Origin of the sequence: Agromyces lapidis, assembly GCF_009749405.1 — a bacterium.
GTDB lineage: Bacteria > Actinomycetota > Actinomycetes > Actinomycetales > Microbacteriaceae > Agromyces > Agromyces lapidis.
In genome coordinates, this window is record NZ_WBIQ01000007.1 from 344,749 (window position 1) to 365,888 (window position 21,140).

General features: G+C 71.4%; 21 protein-coding genes. 12 read left to right on the forward strand and 9 right to left on the reverse strand.

Going from position 1 to position 21,140, the window contains the following annotated elements; all coding sequences use genetic code 11:
* Positions 1–100: 100 nt before the first annotated feature.
* Complete coding sequence (locus GQQ93_RS12585) at positions 101–664, reverse strand: YceI family protein (RefSeq protein WP_157424564.1); 564 nt, start codon at positions 662–664, stop codon at positions 101–103.
* A gap of 112 nt (positions 665–776) precedes the next feature.
* Positions 777–1,949, reverse strand: coding sequence for a glycoside hydrolase family 3 N-terminal domain-containing protein (locus tag GQQ93_RS12590; protein WP_246192306.1), 1,173 nt, complete (start codon positions 1,947–1,949; stop codon positions 777–779).
* Between the two features lie 79 nt (positions 1,950–2,028).
* Between GQQ93_RS12590 and GQQ93_RS17950 the strand changes: the two genes are divergently transcribed.
* The 6 genes from GQQ93_RS17950 to GQQ93_RS12620 all read left to right on the forward strand — a co-directional run bounded on the left by GQQ93_RS17950 (position 2,029) and on the right by GQQ93_RS12620 (position 8,169).
* Complete coding sequence (locus GQQ93_RS17950; RefSeq protein ID WP_212277330.1) at positions 2,029–3,195, forward strand: aggregation-promoting factor C-terminal-like domain-containing protein; 1,167 nt, start codon at positions 2,029–2,031, stop codon at positions 3,193–3,195.
* Positions 3,195–4,028 carry an oxygenase MpaB family protein gene (locus tag GQQ93_RS12600; RefSeq protein ID WP_157424565.1) on the forward strand — a complete coding sequence of 278 codons (834 nt, stop codon included), beginning with the start codon at positions 3,195–3,197 and terminating at the stop codon, positions 4,026–4,028. The genes GQQ93_RS17950 and GQQ93_RS12600 overlap by 1 nt, the downstream gene beginning before the upstream one ends.
* 8 nt (positions 4,029–4,036) lie before the next feature.
* Positions 4,037–4,531 carry an Lrp/AsnC family transcriptional regulator gene (locus GQQ93_RS12605; RefSeq protein WP_157424566.1) on the forward strand — a complete coding sequence of 165 codons (495 nt, stop codon included), beginning with the start codon at positions 4,037–4,039 and terminating at the stop codon, positions 4,529–4,531.
* Between the two features lie 109 nt (positions 4,532–4,640).
* On the forward strand, positions 4,641–5,768 hold the full coding sequence (pdhA, locus tag GQQ93_RS12610) for a pyruvate dehydrogenase (acetyl-transferring) E1 component subunit alpha (RefSeq protein WP_157424567.1): 1,128 nt from the start codon (positions 4,641–4,643) through the stop codon (positions 5,766–5,768).
* Positions 5,765–6,787, forward strand: coding sequence for an alpha-ketoacid dehydrogenase subunit beta (locus GQQ93_RS12615; protein WP_157424568.1), 1,023 nt, complete (start codon positions 5,765–5,767; stop codon positions 6,785–6,787). The genes pdhA and GQQ93_RS12615 overlap by 4 nt, the downstream gene beginning before the upstream one ends.
* The gene (locus GQQ93_RS12620) at positions 6,784–8,169 is read left to right on the forward strand and encodes a dihydrolipoamide acetyltransferase family protein (RefSeq protein WP_157424569.1); all 1,386 of its coding nucleotides are present in this window, start codon (positions 6,784–6,786) and stop codon (positions 8,167–8,169) included. Before GQQ93_RS12615 ends, GQQ93_RS12620 begins: the two co-directional genes overlap by 4 nt.
* Before the next feature lie 100 nt (positions 8,170–8,269).
* On the opposite strand, the gene GQQ93_RS12625 is transcribed toward GQQ93_RS12620, so the two are convergent.
* Together GQQ93_RS12625 and GQQ93_RS12630 are read right to left on the reverse strand one after the other, a co-directional pair.
* On the reverse strand, positions 8,270–8,773 hold the full coding sequence (locus tag GQQ93_RS12625; RefSeq protein ID WP_157424570.1) for a hypothetical protein: 504 nt from the start codon (positions 8,771–8,773) through the stop codon (positions 8,270–8,272).
* Positions 8,774–8,867: 94 nt separating this feature from the next.
* Complete coding sequence (locus GQQ93_RS12630; protein ID WP_157424571.1) at positions 8,868–9,365, reverse strand: glutathione peroxidase; 498 nt, start codon at positions 9,363–9,365, stop codon at positions 8,868–8,870.
* Positions 9,366–9,433: 68 nt separating this feature from the next.
* On the opposite strand from GQQ93_RS12630, the gene GQQ93_RS12635 reads away from it, so the two are divergent.
* Positions 9,434–10,225 carry a metal-dependent hydrolase gene (locus GQQ93_RS12635; protein ID WP_170296191.1) on the forward strand — a complete coding sequence of 264 codons (792 nt, stop codon included), beginning with the start codon at positions 9,434–9,436 and terminating at the stop codon, positions 10,223–10,225.
* Positions 10,226–10,266: 41 nt separating this feature from the next.
* On the opposite strand, the gene GQQ93_RS12640 is transcribed toward GQQ93_RS12635, so the two are convergent.
* Positions 10,267–12,093 carry a helix-turn-helix transcriptional regulator gene (locus tag GQQ93_RS12640; protein ID WP_157424573.1) on the reverse strand — a complete coding sequence of 609 codons (1,827 nt, stop codon included), beginning with the start codon at positions 12,091–12,093 and terminating at the stop codon, positions 10,267–10,269.
* A gap of 139 nt (positions 12,094–12,232) precedes the next feature.
* Between GQQ93_RS12640 and GQQ93_RS12645 the strand changes: the two genes are divergently transcribed.
* From GQQ93_RS12645 to GQQ93_RS12660, 4 genes are all read left to right on the forward strand, one after another.
* Positions 12,233–14,635, forward strand: coding sequence for a hypothetical protein (locus GQQ93_RS12645; RefSeq protein WP_157424574.1), 2,403 nt, complete (start codon positions 12,233–12,235; stop codon positions 14,633–14,635).
* Positions 14,636–14,703: 68 nt separating this feature from the next.
* The gene (locus GQQ93_RS12650) at positions 14,704–15,270 is read left to right on the forward strand and encodes a TetR/AcrR family transcriptional regulator (RefSeq protein ID WP_157424575.1); all 567 of its coding nucleotides are present in this window, start codon (positions 14,704–14,706) and stop codon (positions 15,268–15,270) included.
* Complete coding sequence (locus GQQ93_RS12655; RefSeq protein WP_246192307.1) at positions 15,263–16,006, forward strand: ABC transporter ATP-binding protein; 744 nt, start codon at positions 15,263–15,265, stop codon at positions 16,004–16,006. The genes GQQ93_RS12650 and GQQ93_RS12655 overlap by 8 nt, the downstream gene beginning before the upstream one ends.
* Positions 16,003–16,776 carry an ABC transporter permease gene (locus GQQ93_RS12660; RefSeq protein ID WP_157424576.1) on the forward strand — a complete coding sequence of 258 codons (774 nt, stop codon included), beginning with the start codon at positions 16,003–16,005 and terminating at the stop codon, positions 16,774–16,776. Before GQQ93_RS12655 ends, GQQ93_RS12660 begins: the two co-directional genes overlap by 4 nt.
* A 40-nt stretch (positions 16,777–16,816) precedes the next feature.
* On the opposite strand, the gene GQQ93_RS12665 is transcribed toward GQQ93_RS12660, so the two are convergent.
* The 3 genes from GQQ93_RS12665 to GQQ93_RS12675 are packed head-to-tail and all read right to left on the reverse strand — an operon-like array spanning position 16,817 to position 19,352.
* Positions 16,817–17,617: an ABC transporter permease subunit gene (locus GQQ93_RS12665; RefSeq protein ID WP_157424577.1), complete on the reverse strand. Its 801-nt coding sequence runs from the start codon at positions 17,615–17,617 to the stop codon at positions 16,817–16,819.
* Positions 17,610–18,554 carry an ABC transporter ATP-binding protein gene (locus GQQ93_RS12670; RefSeq protein WP_157424578.1) on the reverse strand — a complete coding sequence of 315 codons (945 nt, stop codon included), beginning with the start codon at positions 18,552–18,554 and terminating at the stop codon, positions 17,610–17,612. The genes GQQ93_RS12665 and GQQ93_RS12670 overlap by 8 nt, the downstream gene beginning before the upstream one ends.
* 42 nt (positions 18,555–18,596) lie before the next feature.
* The gene (locus GQQ93_RS12675) at positions 18,597–19,352 is read right to left on the reverse strand and encodes a TetR/AcrR family transcriptional regulator (protein WP_170296192.1); all 756 of its coding nucleotides are present in this window, start codon (positions 19,350–19,352) and stop codon (positions 18,597–18,599) included.
* A 91-nt stretch (positions 19,353–19,443) separates the two neighbouring features.
* On the opposite strand from GQQ93_RS12675, the gene GQQ93_RS12680 reads away from it, so the two are divergent.
* Positions 19,444–20,631 carry a Na+/H+ antiporter NhaA gene (locus GQQ93_RS12680; RefSeq protein WP_157424580.1) on the forward strand — a complete coding sequence of 396 codons (1,188 nt, stop codon included), beginning with the start codon at positions 19,444–19,446 and terminating at the stop codon, positions 20,629–20,631.
* On the opposite strand, the gene GQQ93_RS12685 is transcribed toward GQQ93_RS12680, so the two are convergent.
* Positions 20,632–21,036 carry a MerR family transcriptional regulator gene (locus tag GQQ93_RS12685; RefSeq protein ID WP_157424581.1) on the reverse strand — a complete coding sequence of 135 codons (405 nt, stop codon included), beginning with the start codon at positions 21,034–21,036 and terminating at the stop codon, positions 20,632–20,634.
* Between the last annotated feature and the right edge of the window lie 104 nt (positions 21,037–21,140).

The following is a 21,140-nucleotide window of genomic DNA, read 5'->3' on the forward strand; positions in this document are numbered from 1 at the left end:
GCCTGCGCGGCGCCGTCGGGGATCGCCCCGGACCACAGCGGATACGACGACGGGCCGGATGCCCGTGGCATCCGGCCCGTTGTGGTGATCGCGCGAGCGATTACTGCTCGAGCTGCGCCTGCAGTTCGAGGGTGATGGTGACCTGATCGCCGAGCAGCACGCCGCCGGTCTCGAGCGCGGCGTTGTAGTGCAGGCCGAACTCCTCGCGGTTGATCACGGTCTTGGCCGTCGCGCCGCCCTTGTAGTTGCCGTAGGGGTCGCCGCCGAAGCCGCCGAAGTCGAAGTCGAAGGTCACGGACTTCGTCACGCCGTGCATCGTCAGCTCGCCGTCGACCTTGAAGTCGCCGTTCTCGACGCGCACGCCCGTCGAGACGAAGTCGATCGTCGGGTAGGTCTCGGCCTCGAAGAAGTCGCCGGTGCGCAGGTGCGCGTCACGGGTGGGCTCGTTCGTGGTCACCGAGGCGACCTCGGCCGACGCGGTCACGGTCGAGTCGAGCGGGTTCTCGGCCGTGACGAAGGTCGCGGTGAAACGCTCGAACTTGCCCTTGACCTTGCTGATCATGAGGTGACGGACGGAGAAGGCCACTTCGCTGTGGGCGGGGTCGATCGTCCAGGTTCCTGCGCGGTAGCCGGGGATCTCGATCGTCGAGGCGGTGGTCGTCATGTTGCGGTTGCTCCCAAGAGTTCGGTACTGAGCCGATCGGCTCATCGGGGGTCAACGCGCGCACCGGGAAGATCTATTCCCATGCATGGAAATATTCGTTCGCGAGAACGGCTCAGGCGAGCGAACGACGCAGCGTGAGCACGTGTCGGACCGCGTCGTCGAGGCGCTCCTCGGAGATGCGCCCCGAGTCGACCGCGGCCGTGATCGAACCCACCAGTCCGTCGACCGAGATGCCGAACTCCGCGGGATCGGCGGGGAGGACGTACAGAAGCAGGTCGGCCCCCGCGGCGACCGCGCGCACGGCGTTCTCGCCCGGATCGGCGTACTCGGCGAGTCCGTTGTGCTGGAGCATCAGCATGTCGTCGGTGATGACGACGCCCTCGAAGCCGAGCTCCTCCCGGAGGATCCGGTGCCACTCGGCCGAGAGCGACGCGGGTGCCGCGTCGACCGCCGGGTAGGCGAGGTGGCCGGTCATCACGAGTTCGGCGCCGGCGTCGATGCCCGCGGCGAACGGCAGTGCCGCGCCCGCCCGCCACTCGGCGAGGCTCGTCGGCGCGGTCGGAATGCTCGTGTGCGAGTCGCCCGGTGCCGCCCCGTGCCCGGGGAAGTGCTTGAGCGTGCTCGCCACCGTGCCCCGCTCCCCCGCGACCGCGGCCCCGACCCGTTCGGCGGCAGCCGCCGGATCGGCGCCGAGCACCCGACCCGAGATGAATGAGCCGGGGTCGCCCGTGACATCCGCGATAACGCCGAAGTTCACGTTCGCGCCTCCCGCGGCCACGCTCGCGGCACGTGCGGCGAACGCGTCCCGGGTCGCGGCGGGCGGCGCGTCCCGCAGCGTCGCCGCGCTCGCGGCGGAATCCCAGTCGAGTCTCGAGACCTCGCCGCCCTCTTGGTCGACGCCGACGAGCGGCGGCAGCTCGGGGTCGGAAATGAGTGCGGCCGTGAGCGCCGCGAGCGAGGGCGCGTCGCCCGCGATGTTGTCGCCCATGAGGATCACGCCCGAGGCTCCCGCGTCGATGAGCGCGCGCGACGGCGCCGGGTCGGTCCCCGGCGCATGCAGCATCAGCAGGGTCGCGGCCTTCTGCTGCGTGCTGAGTCCCGCCAGCCGCTCGTCGACCCAGGCGGCCGACGAGTCGATCGGCGTCGGGGTCGGGGTCGGGGTCAGGGTTGCCGACCGCGTCGGCGAGGCCTCCGGGGCGACCGTCGGCGCGGCACCCGCGCACCCCGCGAGCGTCATCGCGGTGAGCGTGACGAGGAGCGGGGCCAGCAACCGGGACGAACGCACGCGCCGAGTGTACGCTGCGTGTCCGAGCGGCCGCCGAGAGGCGACGTGGGTAGACTCGCCGCCTCGAGGGGGTGAGTCGATGCGCCGAGGAGGCCCGATCGCATGCGCCGCGAGCGTGCTCGCGCTCATCATCGCACTCGGCGCGGTCGCGACCCCGGCCGGTGCCGAGGAGTACCCCAGCTGGGGCGAGGTCGAGGAGTCGAAGCGGAGCGTCGCCGCACGCGAGGCGGAGTCGTCGCGCATCACGGCGCTGGTCGACCGGCTCGAGGGCGAGGCCGCGGTGCTCGGCGACGCCGCGGTCGAAGCCGCCGCCGTCGCGGCCGCCGCAGAGGCCGCGCGCCGTGAGGCGGCCGATCGCGCGAAGGCGCTCCGAGGATCGGCCGAGTCCGCCGGGCAGTCCGCTCAGGAGTCGCAGACGGAGTTCGGTCGACTCACCGGCATGCTCGCGCGCACGGGCGGCGCGGATGTCACGCTCCGCCTGCTCTTCACGGGCGACGAGGACGGCGCGGCGGATCTCCTCGACGGGCTCACACGGAGTGCGCGGCTCGCCGACGTCTATGCCGGGGTCGCGGCGGGGGCCGCAGCCGACCGCGCCGCGTACCAGGCGGTCAGCGCGCAGGCCGATGTCGCCGAGCAGGAGCGGTCACGGCTCGCGCAGGAGGCCGACCGCGCCAGGGCCGCGGCGGAGGACGCGCACCTCGCCGCGGAGGCGCGACTCGCCGAGCAGAGAACGGCGCTCGACACGCTCTACGCCCAGCTCGCGAGCCTTCGCGATCGCACGGTCGAACTCGAGCGACGCTACCGGGTCGGCGAGCAGGCACGGCTCGAAGCCGAGGCCCGGGAGCGTGCCGCAGCAGACGCTGACGACGACTCGCTTGGGTCGGGCGACTCCGGGGAGCCCGGCGGCGGCTCGAGCGCTCCCCCGCCGGGCGTCGTCGTCGACCCCGCCGCGGCGAAAGCCTATGCGGCCCGTGCGATCGGCCGCTACGGCTGGGGCTCGAGCCAGTACGAGTGCCTCGTGCTGCTCTGGACGCGCGAGTCGGGCTGGCGCGCCGACGCGTACAACGCCTCGAGCGGTGCCTACGGAATCCCGCAGTCGCTGCCGGGCAGCAAGATGGCGTCGGCGGGCGCCGATTGGCGCACGAACGCCGCCACCCAGATCGAGTGGGGGCTGTCGTACATCGGCGACCGCTACGGGGCGCCCTGCGGGGCATGGGCGCACTCCGAGCAGTACAACTGGTACTGATGACCCCCGCAGAGACCGACCACGAGCGGTTCAGCCGCCACGCCGCCGACGGCATCCTCCTCCTCGGCGGCGGCGCCGCGATTCTGCTGCAGCTCGCCGATCCGCGCGTCGCGCACGGGGTGGCACGGCACAGCGACTTCGCGGGCCGCCCGCTCGACCGGTTGTTCGGCACGCTCGACTACGTCTACGCGGTCGGCTTCGGCGACGAGGAGGTCAGGCGCTCCGTCGTCCGGCGGGTGAACGCCCGTCATGCGCCGGTGCGCGGCGAGGCGGGCGGCGGCTCCGTCGACACGCCGGCGAGCCGGTACTCGGCCTTCGACGCCGACGCGCAGCGGTGGGTCGCCTCCACGATTCTCGCGACGGCGCTCGCGCTCGAGGAACGTCTCTGGGGCAAGCTCGACGAGGCCGATGCCGACGCCATCGTGCGCGGCTACGCCCCGCTCGGCGCGAGCCTGCAGGCCGGCCGCGAGGGCTGGCCCGACAGCCGTGCCGAGTTCGAGGCGTGGTGGGGCACGCGGCTCGCCGGGCTCGAGGTCGGCGACGAGGCGCGCGAGGTCGTCCGCACGCTGCTCGGCGGCGCGGCGTCCTTGCCACCCGGCACCCGGCTCCTCCTGCCCTTCGTCCGCCTGCTCACCGCGGCGCTCCTGCCCCCGTCGATCCGTGCGGCGTACGGCTTCCGGTGGACCGCTCGCGCTCAACGGGTGAGCGCGGCGTGGCTCAGGGGCATCGCCCTCGTCTGGCCGCTGCTCCCGGCCGTGGTCCGCCACGCTCCGATGCGACGCTCGCTCCAACGGGTGCGACGCTCGAACCGGTACGCTGAGCGTGAAGCATGAGGACGACGATGACCCCGCAAGCACCGCAACGCAACGAACCACTCGACAGCATCGACCGCAGAATCGTGGCCGAGCTGAGCCGCGACGGCCGGCTGTCGGTGCGGACCCTCGCCGACCGGGTGCACATCTCGCGCACGGCGGCGCACAACCGCCTGCAGCAGCTGCAGCAGCGCGGCGTCATCACGGGGTTCGGCGCGCAGATCGACCGCCGCTCGATCGGCCTGCACATCTCGGCGCTCGTCGTGGTGCGCATCGGCGAGGTCTCCTGGGAGGAGATCGCCGCGAAGCTCGCGACACTCCCCTTCGTCGAGAAGGTGCAGGCGGTCTCGGGCGACATCGACATCATCCTCACCGTGAGCGCGCCCGATCACGAGCAACTGAGTCAGGCGATCCTCCGCGACATCCACGACATGCCCGGCGTCGTCTCGACCAGGTCGCACCTCATCCTCGAGGAGATCGAGGGCCACCCGCCCGCACAGACGCTGGACATCTGGCGCACCTGACCGGTCTGCGGGTGGACGAATGGCATCGGTTTCGTCCCTCGGCAGCCGTTCGTTCACGCTTGGATGACACGCCCGACCTCGAGGGTCGAGCATGTCGCACCATGGCTGCATGAGCCTCAATGTCGAGCATGCACCGACCCGAACCCTTCCCTCGGAGAAGCCCCTCCGTCTTCTCGACAACGCGGGTCATGCCGTCACCGGCCACGCGACCGGCGGCTTCTCCCTGCCCGACACCGAGACCCTGCTCGGGCTGTACCGCAAGATGGTCGTCGCCCGCCGTTTCGACGTGCAGGTGACCGCGCTCACCAAGCAGGGCCGCCTCGCGACCTATCCCTCGGCCTACGGGCAGGAGGCATGCGAGATCGGTGCCGTCGCCTCGCTCGACCGGGTCGACTGGCTGTTTCCGACCTACCGCGACAGCATCGCCCTGCTCACCCGCGGCATCGCCCCCGCAGACATCCTGCAGTCCTTCCGCGGCGACTGGCACAACGGCTACGACCAGAACGAGTTCCGCACGGCGGCCCAGGCGACGCCGCTCGCCACGCAGGCGCTGCACGCGGTCGGCCTCGCGCACGCCGCCCGGCTGCGCCGCGACCCGATCGTCGCGCTGACCTTCCTCGGCGACGGCGCCACGAGCGAGGGCGACGCCCACGAGGCCTTCAACTTCGCGGCCGTCTGGCAGACGCCGACCGTCTTCGTCGTGCAGAACAACCAGTTCGCGATCAGCGTGCCGCTCGAACGGCAGACTCGCGCGGCGACCCTCGCCGACAAGGCCGTCGGCTACGGCATGCCGGGCTTCCACGTCGACGGCAACGACGTCGCGGCGATGTACGCGATCACGCACGCCGCCGTCGAGCGGGCCCGCGCCGGCGGCGGGCCGACCCTCATCGAGGGCGTGACGTACCGCATCGAGCCCCACACGAACTCCGACGACCCGAGCCGATACCGCGCGGCCCGCGACGTCGAGCACTGGAAGCGGCGCGACCCGATCGAGCGTCTCGAGAAGTACCTCGTCTCCGAGGGCGCGCTCACCGAGACGCTCCGCGCCGAGATCACCGACGAGGCCGAGGAGCTCGCCGCGGCGACCCGCGAGGTCATGACCGCCGAGGCCGAACTCGATCCGCTCGAGCTGTTCGACCACGTCTACGCGCGCCCGCGCGCCGCCCTCGCCGAGCAGCGCGCCGCGCTCGCCGCCGAACTCGCCGCCGCAGGCACCCACCAGGAGGACGCCCGATGACCGCCACCGCGACGAAGGACGCCCGCCCCGAGGCATCCGCACCGACGCAGCTCACGATGGCGGGCGCGCTGAACGCCGCCCTGCGCGACGCGATGACCGCCGACGACCGCGTGATCGTGTACGGCGAGGACGTCGGGCCGCTCGGCGGTGTGTTCCGCATCACCGACGGCCTGCAGGCCGAGTTCGGCGACGAGCGCATCTGGGATTCGCCGCTCGCCGAGTCGGGCATCATCGGCACGGCGATCGGCATGGCGATGTACGGCATGCGCCCCGTCGTCGAGATGCAGTTCGACGCGTTCAGCTACCCCGCGTTCGAGCAGATGGTGTCGCACGTCGCGAAGATGCGCAACCGCACCAAGGGCCGCGTCACCCTGCCGATGGTCGTCCGCATCCCGTGCGCGGGCGCGATCGGCGGCGTCGAGCACCACTCCGACTCATCCGAGTCGTACTGGGCGTCGACGCCCGGGCTCACGGTCGTGATGCCCTCGAACCCGGCCGACGCGTACTCGATGCTGCGCGAGGCGATCGAGAGCGACGACCCCGTCGTCTTCATGGAGCCGAAGAGCCGGTACTGGTCGAAGGCGCCGATCGCCCTGCCTGTGACGACCGCGCCGATGGACCGCGCCGAGGTCGTGCGCACGGGCGACGACGTCACCCTGCTCGCCTACGGCCCCACCGTCCGCACCGCGCTCGACGCAGCCGAGGCCGCCGCCGCCGAAGGCCTGTCGATCGAGGTCGTCGACCTCCGCAGCCTCTCGCCCTTCGACGACGAGACGGTGGGCGCGTCGGTGCGCAAGACCTCGCGCGCCGCCGTCATCCACGAGGCCGCCCAGTTCGGCGGTTACGGCGCCGAGGTGGCGGCACGGGTGACCGAGCGCAACTTCCACCATCTCGCCGCCCCGGTGCTGCGCATCGCCGGGTTCGACATCCCGTACCCCTCGCCGAAGCTCGAGGAGCACCAGCTGCCGACCCCCGACCGCATCCTCGCGGCGCTCGACACGTGGGAGTGGGACGCATGAGCCGCGAGTTCATCCTGCCCGACCTCGGCGAGGGCCTCACCGAGGCCGAGATCGTCGCGTGGCTCGTCGCCCCGGGCGACGAGGTCGCCATCGACCAGCCCGTCGTCGAACTCGAGTCGGCGAAGTCGGTCGTGCAGCTCCCCACGCCGTTCGCGGGCGTCGTCGAGTCGCTCGGCGGCCAGGTCGGCGAGACGCTGCACGCGGGCACGGTGCTCATGACCCTCGGCTCCGAGGTCTCCGCACCGTCGGCGGCGCCCGTGGCCGCTGAACCGGGGGTCGCGGCTCCCACCGAGGTCGCGACCGAGGAGTCGGGCGCCGTGCTGATCGGCTATGGCACCCGCACCTCGACCGTGACGAAGCGAGCGACCACCGCGCCGGCCCGATTCGGCCGACGTCGGAGCGGCGCCGCGACGGGCTCCGGCCCCGGCACCGGTGCGAGCGGCGGTGGCATCGCCGCCCCCTCACGCCTCGACAGCGCGCGTCGCTCCCCCGTGGTCTCGCCGATCGTGCGGCGCCTCGCCCGGCAGCACGGCTTCGACGCCTCGCAGCTCGACGGCTCGGGCCCCGACCACCTCGTCATGCGCCGCGACGTCGAGGCCTTCATCGGGGAGCAGCAGGGGACGCCGCAGGCCACCGTCGAGGCATCCGCACCGGCGCAGCCGGCGACGGTGACCGCTGCTGCGCCCGCGTCCGGTGACCAACGGATCCCGCTCGACCGCATCGGCCGCGCCGCCGCGGCGCACTTCTCGCGCTCTCGCCGCGAGATCCCCGAGGCGACCGTCTGGATGGACGTCGACGCGACCGCGCTCGTCGCCGCGCGCAAGCAGTTGCACGCGGCGACCGGCGAACGCTTCGGCACGACCGCCCTCGTCGCCCGGTTCGTCGTCGCGGGCCTCCGCAAGCACCCGCGGCTCAACTCGAGCTTCGACGCCGACCGCGACGAGCTCGTGCTGCACGGCGCGGTCAATCTCGGTCTCGCGGCGCAGACGCCGCGCGGCCTCATGGTGCCCGTCGTGCACGGCGCCGAACGCATGAGCCTGCGCGAGCTGCGCGACGCGATCGGCACGCAGACCGAGGCCGCCGCGACCGGGGTGTTCGCACCCGCGGCGCTCTCGGGCGGCACCTTCACACTGAACAACTACGGCACGCTGGGCGTCGACGGCTCCGCCGCGATCATCAACCACCCCGAGGCCGCGATGCTCGGCATCGGACGCCTCGTCGAGCGGCCCTGGGTCGTCGACGGCGCCCTCGCGGTGCGCACGGTCACCGAGCTCACGCTGTCGTTCGACCACCGCGTGTGCGACGGCGCCGAGGCTGCGGCGTTCCTGACCTTCGTCGCCGGGTGCATCGAACAACCGCTGTCGCTGCTCGCCGAGCTCTGAACGCCGAACGGCCTCGCCCGGGTGGGCGAGGCCGTTCGCGTGCGATCACGCTCCGCAGGCTGCGGCGCCGTTCATCTCTCGGCGCCGCGCGGCGCGGAGATCAGAAGAACTCGTCGGGCGTGCCTGCTGCACGCTCGACGTCGCGGGTGTCGACACCGGCCGCGCGGAGCTTGGCCACCGAGACCCGCAGCCCCGACTCCATCTGCGCGGCCCAGGCATCGGACTCGCGCGCGCTCGTCTCGGCCGCGCGCGCACGCGCCTCCGCCGACTCGGCGGCGTCGCGCGCGTCGCGCACCTGGCGCAGGGCGAGCGAGATGCCGTAGTAGGCGGCGACCATCGTGGCGATCGGAGCGGCGATGATCGCGAGGGCGCTGATCGCCGCGCCCGTCGGGCTGAATGCGATGAGCAGCGCGAACGCGAGGAAGAGCGCCACGATCGCCGCGAGGACGACGAGCATGAACCGCAGGTCGCGGCTCCACGGGCGCCCGTCGGCACCCTTCTCGGGCGGCGCGGCGGTCACGTCATCGACCGACAGCGGCGGCGGCGCGAAGTCGGGCACCGTGGGCTGGTCGTCGTGACTCTGACGGGCGTACACGTCGGACATTCGGTCTCCGCTCCCCTGCATTCGGATAGACCCCCCAATTGTGGGCCGCGCCAGTCGAGCGGTCAAGGAACCGCGCCGGGTGGGTGCGGATGCCTCAGGCGGCACGCCGCTCGGAGATGCCGCGCTCGATCGCCGCGATGATCTCGGGGGCGTCGGGCTCGGTCGTCGGCCGGAAGCGGAACACCTCGCCGCCGGGCTGGATCACGAACTTCTCGAAGTTCCACTTCACCCGGCCGGCCTTGCCGCGGGCATCCTCGACCTTGGTGAGCACCTCGTAGAGCGGGTGACGGTTGCGGCCGTTCACCTTGGTCTTCTCCATCAGCGGAAAGCTCACGCCATACGTCATCGAGCAGAACTCCTTGATGTCGTCGGCCCCGCCCGGCTCCTGGCCGGCGAACTGGTTGCACGGGAACCCGAGCACCGTGAACCCGCGGTCGCCGTACTCGCGCTGAAGCTCTTCGAGCTTCGTGTACTGCGGGGTGAGCCCGCACTTCGACGCGACGTTCACGACCATCACCACCTCGTCGGCGTAGTCGGCGAGGGTGACGGCGTCGCCGTCGATGGTGGTCAGGGGGATGTCTCGGAGTTCCACCCTCAGAGCCTACGACGCGGAACCGGGATGTGGGCGGTCGCGGATACGATCGTCGATCGATGATGGGCATGAATCACGCGATCAGCGGCGCCGCCGCCTGGGTCGCGGTCACCGGCGCCGTTCCCCTGCTCGCCACCGGGGTGTACCCGCTCGACCCGGTCGGCGTGGTCGCCGGCGCGACCGTCTGCGCGGGCGCGGCGCTGCTGCCCGACGCCGACCACCACAGTGCGACGATCTCGCGCTCGGTGCCGATCCTCGGGCCGCTCACCGCGCGCACCATCGGCGCGCTCTCGGGCGGGCACCGCCACGGCGCGCACTCGCCCGTCGCCGTGCTGCTCGTCGCAGCGGCCGCCTGGGCGCTCGCGGCGCTGACCGTTCCGGTCGACGCGATCGGCCGCTTCGACCCCGGCACGGTCGCGATCGGCGCCGGCCTCGGCACCGCGGCGCTCACCGCCTTCGCCGTGAAGGCGCGCGACCTCGTCGAGTCGTGGCTCACCGCCTGGCTCGCGGGCATCGCCCTCGGGCTCTTCATCGTCGTCGTCGCGCCCGAGCAGGTCGCCTGGTTCCCGCTCGCGGTGACCCTCGGCTTCGTCGCGCACCTCGCCGGCGACGCGCTCACCACGGGCGGGCTGCCGGGCCTGCTCTGGCCGTGGGTGCCGCGCCCGCCCGAGATCGTCGGCGACATCCCGCTGCTGAACCGCCTGTGGCTGCCGAACGGCTACCTCGCACTGCCGCTTCTCGGCGATACCGGCTCGTGGCGCGAGAAGGCCTTCGGCGGGCTGCTCACGCTGTACTGCACGCTCGGGCTCGGGTACGAACTGCTGCGTCTCGTCGGCCTCGACCGGCTGCTCGAGCGGTAGTTGCACGCTGTTCGCGGCGGCTCGGCCCGGCTCAGCCCGGCTCAGCTCGTGAACGCGGCGGCGATCCCGGTGCGGGTCGAGGTGCCGAGGCGCTCCTTGACCGCCACGATGTGCTTGTCGACGGTCTTCTCGGTGATGCCCAGGGCGGCCGCGATGTCGGCGTTCGACGCCCCCGCGGCGATGAGCGCGGCGACCTGTCCCTGACGGAGGGGCAGCAGCACCGGCGCGACGACGGCCTGCGTCGCCTCGCGCGCCGCGACCGGGCCCGGGCCCGGGCCCGGGGCATCCAGCCGCATCGGCAGCGCCGCGCCCGCGAGTTCGCTGCGCCGGGTGAGGCCGAGCGCACGCAGCGCCCCGGCGACGTAGCCTTCGACCGTGCGCACGCCGAGGAACAGGCGTGCGGCGATCTCCCGGTTGGTGAGGCCGGCGGCCGCGAGGCTCGCGACCTCGAGCTGGCGCGCACTCAGCTCGACCGACTCCGCGGTGCGTGCATGGAAGAGGCGGACCGCCCGCTGCCGCACCGCCGCCGCTCGCGCGCGAGCGGCGAAGGCGTCGAACTCGGCGAGCGCATTGAACGCCGCGTCGCGTTCACCGAGTTCGACGGCCTGCGCGAGCAGCATCCATCTCGTGCGAAGCTGCTCGAGCGTCGCATCGGGTTCGGGGGCGGAGCGCCCTGCGGTCTCCTCGGCGGCCGACGACGGCAGCGGCCCCGCGAGCCGGCGCGCCTCGAAGGCCGCGCGCAGGCGCTCACGGCCGGCGACGACGATCGGCGAGGCCATCATGTGGTCGGCGATCCGCAGCATCTGCGCGCACGTCTCGAGGTCGCCCTCGGCGAGCGCGACGTGGCCGACGGCCTCGATGACGACGATGCGGTCGGTCGCGGGCACCACGAGCTCGTCGAGACCGCCGTCGGCGAGGGCGACGCGCTTGGCGCCCTCGAGGTCGCCGCTCGAGGCGAAGACGATGGCCATGAGCATCAGGGTCGCCTGCCCGAGCGAGCGTCGGCCGCGCCGCCAGCTGCCGGAGACGAGCATGCGCTCGAGTTCGTCGAGGTCGGGCGGCAACTGCTCGTGGGTGAGCACGGCGACGAGCGCCTGTGCGGCCTTGCCGAGCATCCACCAGCGGCGATCGGATGCCTCGGCGAAGCCCTCGACGGCGAGGTCGAGCAGGCGCTTGCCTTCGGCGAGGTCGAGCATCGCGACCCGCACGATGCCCTCGAGGTAGTCGAAGAAGACCTCGAGCACGCGGAGCCCGGTGCGCGCGTGCGCCGCGCGTGAAGCGGCGACGACGGTGACGACCCCTTGGTGGTCGGCGTGGGCGAGCTGGATCATCGGCACCCAGACGCAGAGGTCGATCGCCCGCAGCAGTTCGTCGAGGTCTTCGCTCGCGAGGAGCTCGAGCAGCGCGGTCGCAGCATCGTCGACGATCGCACGTTGCCCATCCCAGTCACCGGCCCGATGATCGTCGGCCCATCCGTGCGCCGGCTCCCGGCCGTCGGCGACCAGGCGGGCGAAGGCGATCGAGACGCGCTCACGGATGCCGACGCTGTCGCGCTCTCGCGGGAGCGCGGCGCCCGCCCAGTCGAGCTCGCCGAACGCCGGCTCGAACGCGATGCCGAGGCGGCGCAGTGACTCCGCCTCCCTCGCCACCTCCGCCGGCGTGCCGGGTGCGGTGAGCACCCCGGCGAGACGCGCGTCGGCCTCGGTCTCGCGGCCGGTGAACTGCTCGTATCGGGCGAGTCGTACGCTGGTCGCGGGGTCGACGGCCGCGGCCAGTGCGGCACCGACCGCGCCCAGCGCGAGGCGGTCGAAGCCCGGCTCCGCGAGCGCCTCGCGTTCCCCCGGTACCAGCACCGTCGTCGGCTGCATGTCCTCTCCTGATTCCGCCGCCCTCGCGACGCACCCAGACTAGGGCCGCGCCGAGTTCCGTGGAATCCCCCGGTTCGAACCGCTCGGTGCGTGGAATCCCCCACTGCATCAGGGCTTCTGCCGACCGTAGCTTCGTGCCATGACCCAAATGACGCCTGCCCGCCGTGCCCTCGTGGCCGTGCCGGCATCCGCCCTCATCCTCACCGCGGCGTTCGCGGCCCAACCGGCGAACGCCTTCGACCTCGACTGCACCTGGACGGGTGCCGCCGCCGATGCCGCCTGGTCGTCGGCGGCGAACTGGTCGGGCTGCGCCGGCGCCGCACCGGGCGACGGCGACCGACTCATGTTCCCCACAGGGCCCGCGGTGCTCGACACCGTGAACGACCTGTTCGGCACGGTCTTCTCGAACGTGCGGTTCGAAGGCGGCGGGTACTCGGTCGCCGGTGACCCGGTCGAAACGAACTTCCTCACGGTGTCGGCGCCCACCACCTTCGACACCGACCTCGAGCTGGTTCACTCCGCAGGCGAGCACCTCGTGCACGTGGCCGCCGATCTCACCGTCACGGCCGGCCATCACCTCGGGTTCGCCCAGGCACCGCTCGCGGTGTCGATCGTCTCCCTGACGAACGGCGCCGTCATCGGCGCAAACCTCGGCGGCTCGGCCGAGCGGCTCGAACTGCGCGGAGACGGCCGACTCGAGTTGGGCGGCGACACCTACGCGGGCACGGTCGCGCTCGAGGACGGCGCCGTGCTCGCGTGCGGCGGCGCCGATTGCGGTGCCGCGAGCGGCACCCTGCAGGTCTCGGATGCCTCGCGGCTCGAGTTCACCGGCGATGCCGTCTTCCCGCGCCCGATCGAACTGGGACCCGACGGGCCCACCGTTGGCGCGTCGATCGTGACGGGCCCCCACTCCGTCTCGCTCGACGGCGGCGTGGATGCGCTCTCGAGCGCCTCGATCGCCGGCGGCGAGGCGAGTCCCCTGCTGCTCACAGGGGGCCTCTCGATCGCGGCAGGGGCCACGCTGGGGCTCATCGGATCGAGCGAGCTGCCCGTCTTCGCGACGCTCATCAGCGCACCCGACGCCGGACTGACCATCGGCACCGAGTCGAGCCCCGGTCGCCTGCGCATCGTCGAGGGCCAATTCGGTCACGACGGCGCGACGACCGTGACCGGGCTCGGTTCGGAGCTGGTCGCCGGCGACCAGATCGCGCTCGGGCCGGTCGGCGGTGCGCCGACCACCGTGCAGGCAGGGGCGACACTCGGGGTCGACGCGACCATCGTCGTCGGCGAGCATGTGCGCGTCGACGCCGACTCCCGGGTCGCGACGGTCGCGCCCGCAGCGACCGCCACCTTCGACCACCTCGAACTCGTCGGCGGCGGGAAGGTCGAGACGCTGGCCTCGCCGTCGGCGATCAGCCTCGCGGACGTCTCGGGCACCGGCGAGCTGCACCTCTACAGCGACGGCCCCGATGCGCCGATCCTCTTCGACGCAGGCGGAACCTCCAGCTACGTCGGCGCGACCTTCGCCGAGACCGGCACGGTCGCACTGAACCGCGACGGCGCGGTGCCCGGCGATCTCGTGATCGCCGCGGCCGACGTCACCACGGTGCACACCGCGCACACCGAACTGCACGACCTCATCGCCGACACGGCGCTCGTGACGATCGACGGCGGCGAGCTCGTGCTGAACGACCGCGAGCGCGTCGGCGCCCTCGCCGGCGGCGGCGGATCGCTGCTGCTCGTCGACGGCGAGTCGGGCCTCCTCCTCGGCGGCGATGGCGAGACGGCGTGGGCCGGCAGCGTGCGCGGCGGCGGGACCATCACTCACGACGGCACCGGGGCGCAGCGCTTCTCGGGCGACTGGTCGGAACTCGCGGCCGGTTCGCGGCTCGACGTCGAGCAGGGCACCGTCGCGGTCGACGGTTCGTTCGCCGACACGCTCGCAACCGTCTCCGCGCGACTCGAGGGCACCGGCACGCTCGGCGACATCGTGCTCGACAGCGGCCGGCTCGCACCCGGCGCCTCGCCCGGCTGCCTCGGCGCGACCGGTGAGGTGGGCGGCGGTGCGGGCACGGTCGAGATCGAGCTCGGCGGCGCCGAGGACTGCGCCTTCGATCGCATCGGTGCTGCAACGCAGACCCTCGCCGATGCCGATTGGGCGGTCTCATTCGTCGACGGCTTCGTTCCGGCCGAGGGCCAGGTCTTCGCGGTCGTGACGACGAGCGGACCGGGCAACGATCCGCTGCCGAGCGAGCAGTTCGTGGTCGACGGCGTGACGCTCGAGCGCAGCTGGAACGGCAGCGAGGTGCTGCTGACGGTGATCGAGGTGCCTGCGGAGGAGCCTGCCGGCCCTGGCGACGGAGATTCGGGCGGCGCGAGCGGATCCGACGCCGATGGTTCGGATTCCGACGGTTCGGCCCCTGCGTCGGATCTCGCGGAGACGGGAGTCGAGCCGGTCGCGGTCATCGCGGGCGCCCTGGCACTCCTCGCACTCGGTGCGCTCGTCATCACGGCCGCCCGAGGCATCCGTCGCCGGGCCTGAACGATCGCCCACTCGCGGAACACGACGAGCGCTCGACATCCCCTAACGTTAGTGACTAACATTAGGGGATGACCCAAGCCAATCGCTCACGCGCCGAAGCCACGCGCCACCGCCTCACCGAGGTCGCGCTCGACCTCTTCGAACGCGACGGCTTCGATCGCACGACGACCGCGAGCATCGCCGCCGCCGCCGGGGTCTCCGAGATGACCTTCTTCCGACACTTCGGCACGAAGCAGGGCGTGCTCTTCGACGACCCGTACGATCCGGCCATCGTCCACGCGATCGCCGGCCGTCGCGAAGGCCCCCTCCTGCGACGCATCACCGAGGGGATGCGACAGGCGTGGGCCGAGTTGCCGGAGCCTGCGGAGGCGCAGGTGCGGCGGCGCATCGCCATCGTGGCGACGACGCCCGAGCTTCGGGCGGGGATGCGGGCGAACATGGAGCGGACGGAGGACGCCGTCGTGGGGCAGCTGGTCGCCGACGGTTCGAACGCGTTCGACGCACGGGTGGCTGCCGCGTCGGTCATGTCCGGGGTGGCCGCGGGACTCCTCGAATGGGCTGCATCCTCGGATGGGCGCCTCCATGACCGCCTCATGGCGGCGCTCACGGTGGCCGGAGGCGCGGATCGTGACTGACGCGATGATGCTGGACCGGGTGAGCCGGTCGTATCGTGGCGGCGCGGGCGTGCGGGAGGTCTCGCTCGCTGTCCGTCCGGGTGAGGTCCACGCGCTCGTCGGTCTCAATGGTGCGGGCAAGTCGACCCTGATGAAGCTGCTCCTCGGCATGCTCCGACCCGACAGCGGCGCCGCGATGATCGGCGGTGTCGACGTCCGCCGCGCAGACGCGCGCACCTGGTCGAAGCTGGGTCAGCTCATCGAGACGCCGCTCGCGTACGGCGAGCTCACGGTCCGCGCGAATCTCGACATCGCCGCCCGGCTTCGCGGGGTCCCCTCGATCGAACGACCGGCCATGATCGCCGAGGCGGTGACGGCCTTCCGACTGACCGAGTACCTGAATCGTCGGGCTCGATCGCTGTCACTCGGCAACCGGCAGCGGCTCGGCATCGCCGCCGCCCTGCAGCATGAGCCCGCCTACGTCGTGCTCGACGAGCCGACGAACGCACTCGACCCGGCCGGAACCATCCTGCTTCGTGAAGCGGTGATCCGCCGCGCCTCACAGGGGGCAGCGGTGCTGATCTCGAGTCACCATCTCGATGAGGTCGCGCGCATCGCCGACACGATCACCGTCATGAACGCGGGCCGGATCATCGGCGGCCTCGACCCGCACGACGACGACCTCGAGCGGGCCTTCTTCCAGAGCGTGCTGCGCGATGACGAAGCCCGTTCCGAGGCCGGAGGACCGTCGGCATGAAGGCGCGCCGAAGGTTCGCGGTCGCCGTCTCCGTCGAAGGCCGCAAGCTCCTGGCTGCACGGGTTCCGCTCGTCACCGCGCTGCTGTTCGTCGCCGGCGTCACGGCGATCTGCACATCGGTGACGACCGCGGTCGCGAGCGGATCCACGGAACTCGTCGCCAAACTCGGCCCACTGGTCGCCGATGGAGGCTGGACCGGGTACCTCTCCTCTGCGACGCAGGTCATCGGGGCCGCGGGCTTCCTCGCGTGCGGCGTGGTGCTGAGCTGGTCGTTCGGGCGGGAGTTCGCCGAAGGGACGATCACGGGACTCTTCGCCCTCCCGATCGGCCGCGCGATGATCGCCACGGCGAAGCTGCTCGTGTTCCTCGCGTGGGCGATCGCCGTCTCGGCGCTCTCGACCGCTGCGATCGTCCTCGGCGGCCTCGCAACGGGACTCGGCTCGCCGGACACCGGTGCCGTCGAATCGCTCGGCCGAATCTTCGTGCTGATCGTGCTGACGGCGCTGATGGCGGTGCCGGCCGCATGGGTGGCGACCCTCACCAGGGGCCTGCTCGGAGGGATCGCCGCGACGATCGCCCTCGTCGCGAGCGCGCAGATCCTCGTGATCTCGGGAGCCGGCGCGTGGTACCCACCGGCTGCGCCGGCGCTGTGGGCCATGAGCCCGGCATCGGTCGATGGCGCGGCGCTTCCCGTATCGCTGCTGTTCCCTCTGCTCTTCGCGGCCCTCACCCTGGTGGCCTGGCGGCGCCTCCAACTCGATCGCTCATGAGCGGGGCGGGGCCGGACGCCCCGCCCCGCTCATGTCGCGATCAGCCGATGATGTCGCGACGACGAAGCAGAAGCGTCGCCGCAGCGGCGAAGACCGCCCCGAGCCCCCAGAGCAGAGCCAGCCCAGCCCAGTCCGGTCCGTCGGACAGCGGCATCTCGTGGTACGCCCACGAGTACGGCGAGAGCGCGCGAAGCCAGTCGGCATCGGCCACCTGGTTCGCGATCGCGTTGAAGACGTAGCCGAGCACTGCGATGCCGGCACCAGCCGCCGTCGCAAGGCTTCGCCGTCCCGTGGCCGCGCCGACCAGCAGGGCCAGGCTCGCCGAGACGAACGCCAGCCCTACGAGCGCCTTGGACGCGCCGAGCACGTTCAGCACGGTGACATCGAGCTCGGATGGCTCGTTCAACGCCAGGATGAGCGCCGCCGCCAGCAGACCCAGCCAGAGGAGCTTGACCAGCACCGCGAGGGCGGACTCGAGCGCGTACTGGCTGCGACTCACCCCGTGGGCGAGGGTGAGTTCGAGCTGCCCCGACTCCTCGGCCCCCGCAATCGCCGCGGATCCCCAGGCCGTCGCCGCGATGACGAGGAGGAGGAAGCCGATCAGTCCGAAGAACGTACCCTGCGTATAGCCGGGGCCGGAGGCGATCTGCTCGTAGCCGAGGGTCTTGACGAGCTCCGGCGGCATGCTCTCGATGATCTGCTGCATCTCGCCATCGCCGCCGATGCTCGGGAACAACGGGAGATACAGGAGCAGCGCCGCTGCGACGCCCACGCTCCATCCGATGAGCGAACGCCAGGAATCGCCGAGCGACCGCCGGAACACCGGGAGGACCCTAACCATGACGCACCTCCCCGTTCCGCCCGTTCGCGGACGAGCCGTAGAGCTGCAGCACCGATTCCTCGAGGTCGGGCTCCTCGACGGCGAGGTCGAGGACGCTGTGGCGCGCCAGCAACTTCACGAGCGGGTCGATGTCCCCATCGATCGTGGCGGTCAGCCGTACCGGTTCCGTTCCCGTCACGTCGATGTCGATGTCGCGAAGCGTCGGGAGGTGGTCGAGCTCCTGTCGAAGAGCTGCGGCCGCGATACCGGTGAAGCTTGCCCGCACGCGCCGGATGCGGCCGAGCCGGAGCGCCGCCACGTCGCCCTCGGCGACGATCAGGCCGTCACTGAGCACGGCGACCTGGTCGGCGGTCTGCTGGATCTCGCTGAGCACGTGCGAGCTCAGGAGGATCGTCTGCCCGTTCGCTCGGGCCTCGCGGACCATGGTGAGGAACTCGCGTTGGACGAGCGGGTCGAGGCCGCTCGTCGGCTCGTCGAGCACGAGCAACTCTGGGCGGTGCATGAACGCCTGGATGAGGCCGAGCTTCTGCTTGTTGCCCTTCGAGAGCTTCCGAACCTCGCGGTTCAGGTCGACGCCGAGCCGGTCGGCCAGGTCGTCGACGGCTCCGGGCGCGACCTGCCCGCTGATCTCGGCGTAGTGCCGGAGCAGAGCACGACCGCGGATACGGCCTTCGAGCCGCAGCTCCCCCGGCACGAACCCGATGCGCCGGCGGAGTGCGGGCCCGCCGGCCTGCGGAGTCTCGCCGAGTACCCGTGCGACGCCCGAGCTCGGCCGGATCACGTCGAGCAGCATGCGCAGCGTCGTGGTCTTTCCGGCCCCGTTCGGGCCGATGAGGCCGAACACCGTGCCGGGTTCGACGGTGATGCTCAGGCCGCGGATCGCGGCGTGCGACCCGTAGTTCTTCTTCAGATCGATCGTTTCGATGGCATGGGACATCGTCCCTGCTCCTTCCACAGGTGAGAACGTGTTGAGGTGGGATCAGGGCGCCGTCGGCGGATCCGGATCCTGATTCGGGTCGTTCTTCCCTTTGTCGGAACGGGGCCCCGGCGTTCTGCCGAGGGCATCCTGTGCGGCGACGAGAAACCGGTCATCGGCGTAGAGGCCGTGTGTGTACAGGTCGAGGATGGGAACGGTCGAACGCCGAAGGCCGGGCTCGCTGAGCTGCTCGAGACCGAGGCCGCGGGCGAGCTGCCGCTGCATCACCAACGGCACGACGCCGTACATCGTCAGATACAGCGCGGTGACCTCTCGGTCGAGCGGTTCGCGGATGACTCCGGCCTCGACCTGCTCGTCGACCATCTTCGCCGTCCCGGCCACCAGGGCATCGAACAGCGCATCGGCCGCGTCGTTCCCGGCCGTGAGCATGCGCGCCACGTAGTCGATCAGCGGGCGGTAGGTGTCGACGTCAGCGAGCCAGCGCGCGAGCGCGGCAGCAGTGTCGCCGCCCAGGTCGTCTTTTCGCCCCAGGAACTCGGCGACGACGAACTCATCGCACGCCGCCCGCAACCCGTCTTTCGAACCGAAGTGGTGGATCACGAGTCCGGGACTCACGCCCGCTTCGGCCGCCACGCCCCGAACCGTGGTCGCGTCGAAACCGTCGCGCCCGAAGCGCAGGACCGCAGCGTCGCGAATCCGCGCCCGGGTGGTCAGATCAGACTCACTTGAACGCATGTTCAGTAGCTTAAACGACTGTTCAATCGTTGTGCAAGGGTTCGAGCATCTCCCGCCCGTCATGGCAACTCGATTCGTAGAATGGAATCGGTGAGCCGGGAAGCCTGGTCGGCGTTCGCCCGCCCTCGGGCGGGCCGACCAGACGGGAGCGCATTTGAGCATCATCCGGTCCGAACGCGTCGCCGCCGCACTCCTGCTGGTCGCGGCGATTCTCGGGCTGGTCGCCGCGAACTCCCCCGTTGGCGGGACGATCGCTGCACTCCGCGATGCGGCCCTGCAGATACCCGGAATGCCGGTTCACCTCAGTATCGAGCACTGGATCAGCGACGGTCTTCTGGCCGTATTCTTCTTCGTCGTCGCAGTTGAGTTGAGGGCCGAACTCACGGTCGGCCAACTGAGCAGTCCAGCTCGAGCGCTTATGCCGGCCGCCGCGGCACTCGGCGGCGTCGTGGTACCAGCGATCATCTACCTCGTCGTCACGGCCGGCACAGCGTACGCGCGCGGCTGGCCAGTGCCGACCGCGACCGACATCGCCTTCGCGCTCGGGATTCTCGCGGTGTTCGGGAGAGGCATTCCGTCCCGGCTCCGCATCTTCATGCTCGCCCTCGCGATCCTCGACGACATCGTCGCGATCCTGGTCATCGCTGCGCTCTTCACCGACGGACTCGCGGTCGGATGGCTCGTCGGCGCCCTGGTCACGGCCGCCGCGTTCGGGTGGTTTAGCGGTTTCCTCGGAAGGCGCGGCGGCTGGGCGATCGGCGGCGTCCTAGTGCTGCTCGCCATCGCGACCTGGCTGCTCGTCCTCCTGTCGGGCGTGCATCCGACCATCGCCGGCGTCGCGCTCGGACTGGTGATGGCACGGATTCCAGCTCACCGGGCGCGGCATGCTCTCGAACCGGTCAGCAACGGCATCATCCTGCCGCTGTTCGCATTCTCCGCTGCATTCGTACCCCTGCCCATCGTCGAACCGCAGGGGCTCGCTCCACCCTTCTGGGCGATCCTCATCGCCCTGCCGGTGGGGAAGATCATCGGGATCACGCTCGGAGCGTCACTCGCCGCCTGGGCCGCGCGTGGACGGCACCCGACGTTCGGACTCGACGACCTGCTCGCCGCGGGCGCGCTCGGTGGCATCGGCTTCACGGTCAGTCTCCTGATGAACGAACTCGCCTTCGCCGAGTACCCGGACGTCGCCGACGAGGGAGTCATCGCCGTGCTGCTCGGCTCCACGATCTCCATCGTCGTCGCCGCGATCCTGGTGAGCTTCCGAGCCCGCTACTACCGGCGCTTGCATGCGATTCGTCTGCAAGCCGAACAGCGGCGCGACCGCGATGCAGCCGGATGATCAGCTCGCCGAGCGCTGCTCAACCGTTCGGAGACGCTCGAGGAATTCGTCGGCCATGTCGAGTTGGCGTTGGAGTCGTGCTCGCCGATCCTCAGCCTCACCCACGAACCGCGCATAGTCGGCAGCGACCGACGCCCGCGCCTCTGCGACATCGGATTGCAGGACATCGAGGATCCGAAGCAGCGACGCCATCTCGTCGAGCGTGAAGCCGAGGGGCTTCATGCGACGGATCACGAGAAGTCGCTCGAGGTCGGCGGCCGTGTACAGACGGAAGCCGCCCTCACTGCGCCCCGAAGGCTTGAGGAGACCTGCTTCGTCATAGTGTCGGATCGTCCGGAGCGACAACTCCGTGCGCTCGGCGAGTTCGCCGATCTGCATCATGCCGATCTCGACCACTGCGTCCATCCTTCCATTGCCAACTCTACCCTAACGTTAAGGTAGAGTTCAGTCGCCGTCGCAGCGAATGCGGCGTCCCGACCGAAAGTCGGTCTTCGCGCGCGATGTGGCGC

Excerpts from the sequence above, each read along its gene's own strand:
- GQQ93_RS12650 (WP_157424575.1), top strand. The coding sequence starts at position 14,704 with ATGACCCAAGCCAATCGCTCACGCGCCGAAGCCACGCGCCACCGCCTC.
- GQQ93_RS12600 (WP_157424565.1), top strand. The coding sequence starts at position 3,195 with ATGACCCCCGCAGAGACCGACCACGAGCGGTTCAGCCGCCACGCCGCC.
- GQQ93_RS12660 (WP_157424576.1), top strand. The coding sequence starts at position 16,003 with ATGAAGGCGCGCCGAAGGTTCGCGGTCGCCGTCTCCGTCGAAGGCCGC.
- GQQ93_RS12625 (WP_157424570.1), bottom strand. The coding sequence starts at position 8,773 with ATGTCCGACGTGTACGCCCGTCAGAGTCACGACGACCAGCCCACGGTG.
- GQQ93_RS12635 (WP_170296191.1), top strand. The coding sequence starts at position 9,434 with ATGAATCACGCGATCAGCGGCGCCGCCGCCTGGGTCGCGGTCACCGGC.
- GQQ93_RS12605 (WP_157424566.1), top strand. The coding sequence starts at position 4,037 with ATGACCCCGCAAGCACCGCAACGCAACGAACCACTCGACAGCATCGAC.
- GQQ93_RS12670 (WP_157424578.1), bottom strand. The coding sequence starts at position 18,554 with ATGTCCCATGCCATCGAAACGATCGATCTGAAGAAGAACTACGGGTCG.
- GQQ93_RS12645 (WP_157424574.1), top strand. The coding sequence starts at position 12,233 with ATGACCCAAATGACGCCTGCCCGCCGTGCCCTCGTGGCCGTGCCGGCA.
- GQQ93_RS17950 (WP_212277330.1), top strand. The coding sequence starts at position 2,029 with ATGCGCCGAGGAGGCCCGATCGCATGCGCCGCGAGCGTGCTCGCGCTC.
- GQQ93_RS12585 (WP_157424564.1), bottom strand. The coding sequence starts at position 664 with ATGACGACCACCGCCTCGACGATCGAGATCCCCGGCTACCGCGCAGGA.
- pdhA (WP_157424567.1), top strand. The coding sequence starts at position 4,641 with ATGAGCCTCAATGTCGAGCATGCACCGACCCGAACCCTTCCCTCGGAG.
- GQQ93_RS12685 (WP_157424581.1), bottom strand. The coding sequence starts at position 21,036 with ATGGACGCAGTGGTCGAGATCGGCATGATGCAGATCGGCGAACTCGCC.
- GQQ93_RS12620 (WP_157424569.1), top strand. The coding sequence starts at position 6,784 with ATGAGCCGCGAGTTCATCCTGCCCGACCTCGGCGAGGGCCTCACCGAG.
- GQQ93_RS12640 (WP_157424573.1), bottom strand. The coding sequence starts at position 12,093 with ATGCAGCCGACGACGGTGCTGGTACCGGGGGAACGCGAGGCGCTCGCG.
- GQQ93_RS12665 (WP_157424577.1), bottom strand. The coding sequence starts at position 17,617 with ATGGTTAGGGTCCTCCCGGTGTTCCGGCGGTCGCTCGGCGATTCCTGG.
- GQQ93_RS12615 (WP_157424568.1), top strand. The coding sequence starts at position 5,765 with ATGACCGCCACCGCGACGAAGGACGCCCGCCCCGAGGCATCCGCACCG.
- GQQ93_RS12675 (WP_170296192.1), bottom strand. The coding sequence starts at position 19,352 with ATGACGGGCGGGAGATGCTCGAACCCTTGCACAACGATTGAACAGTCG.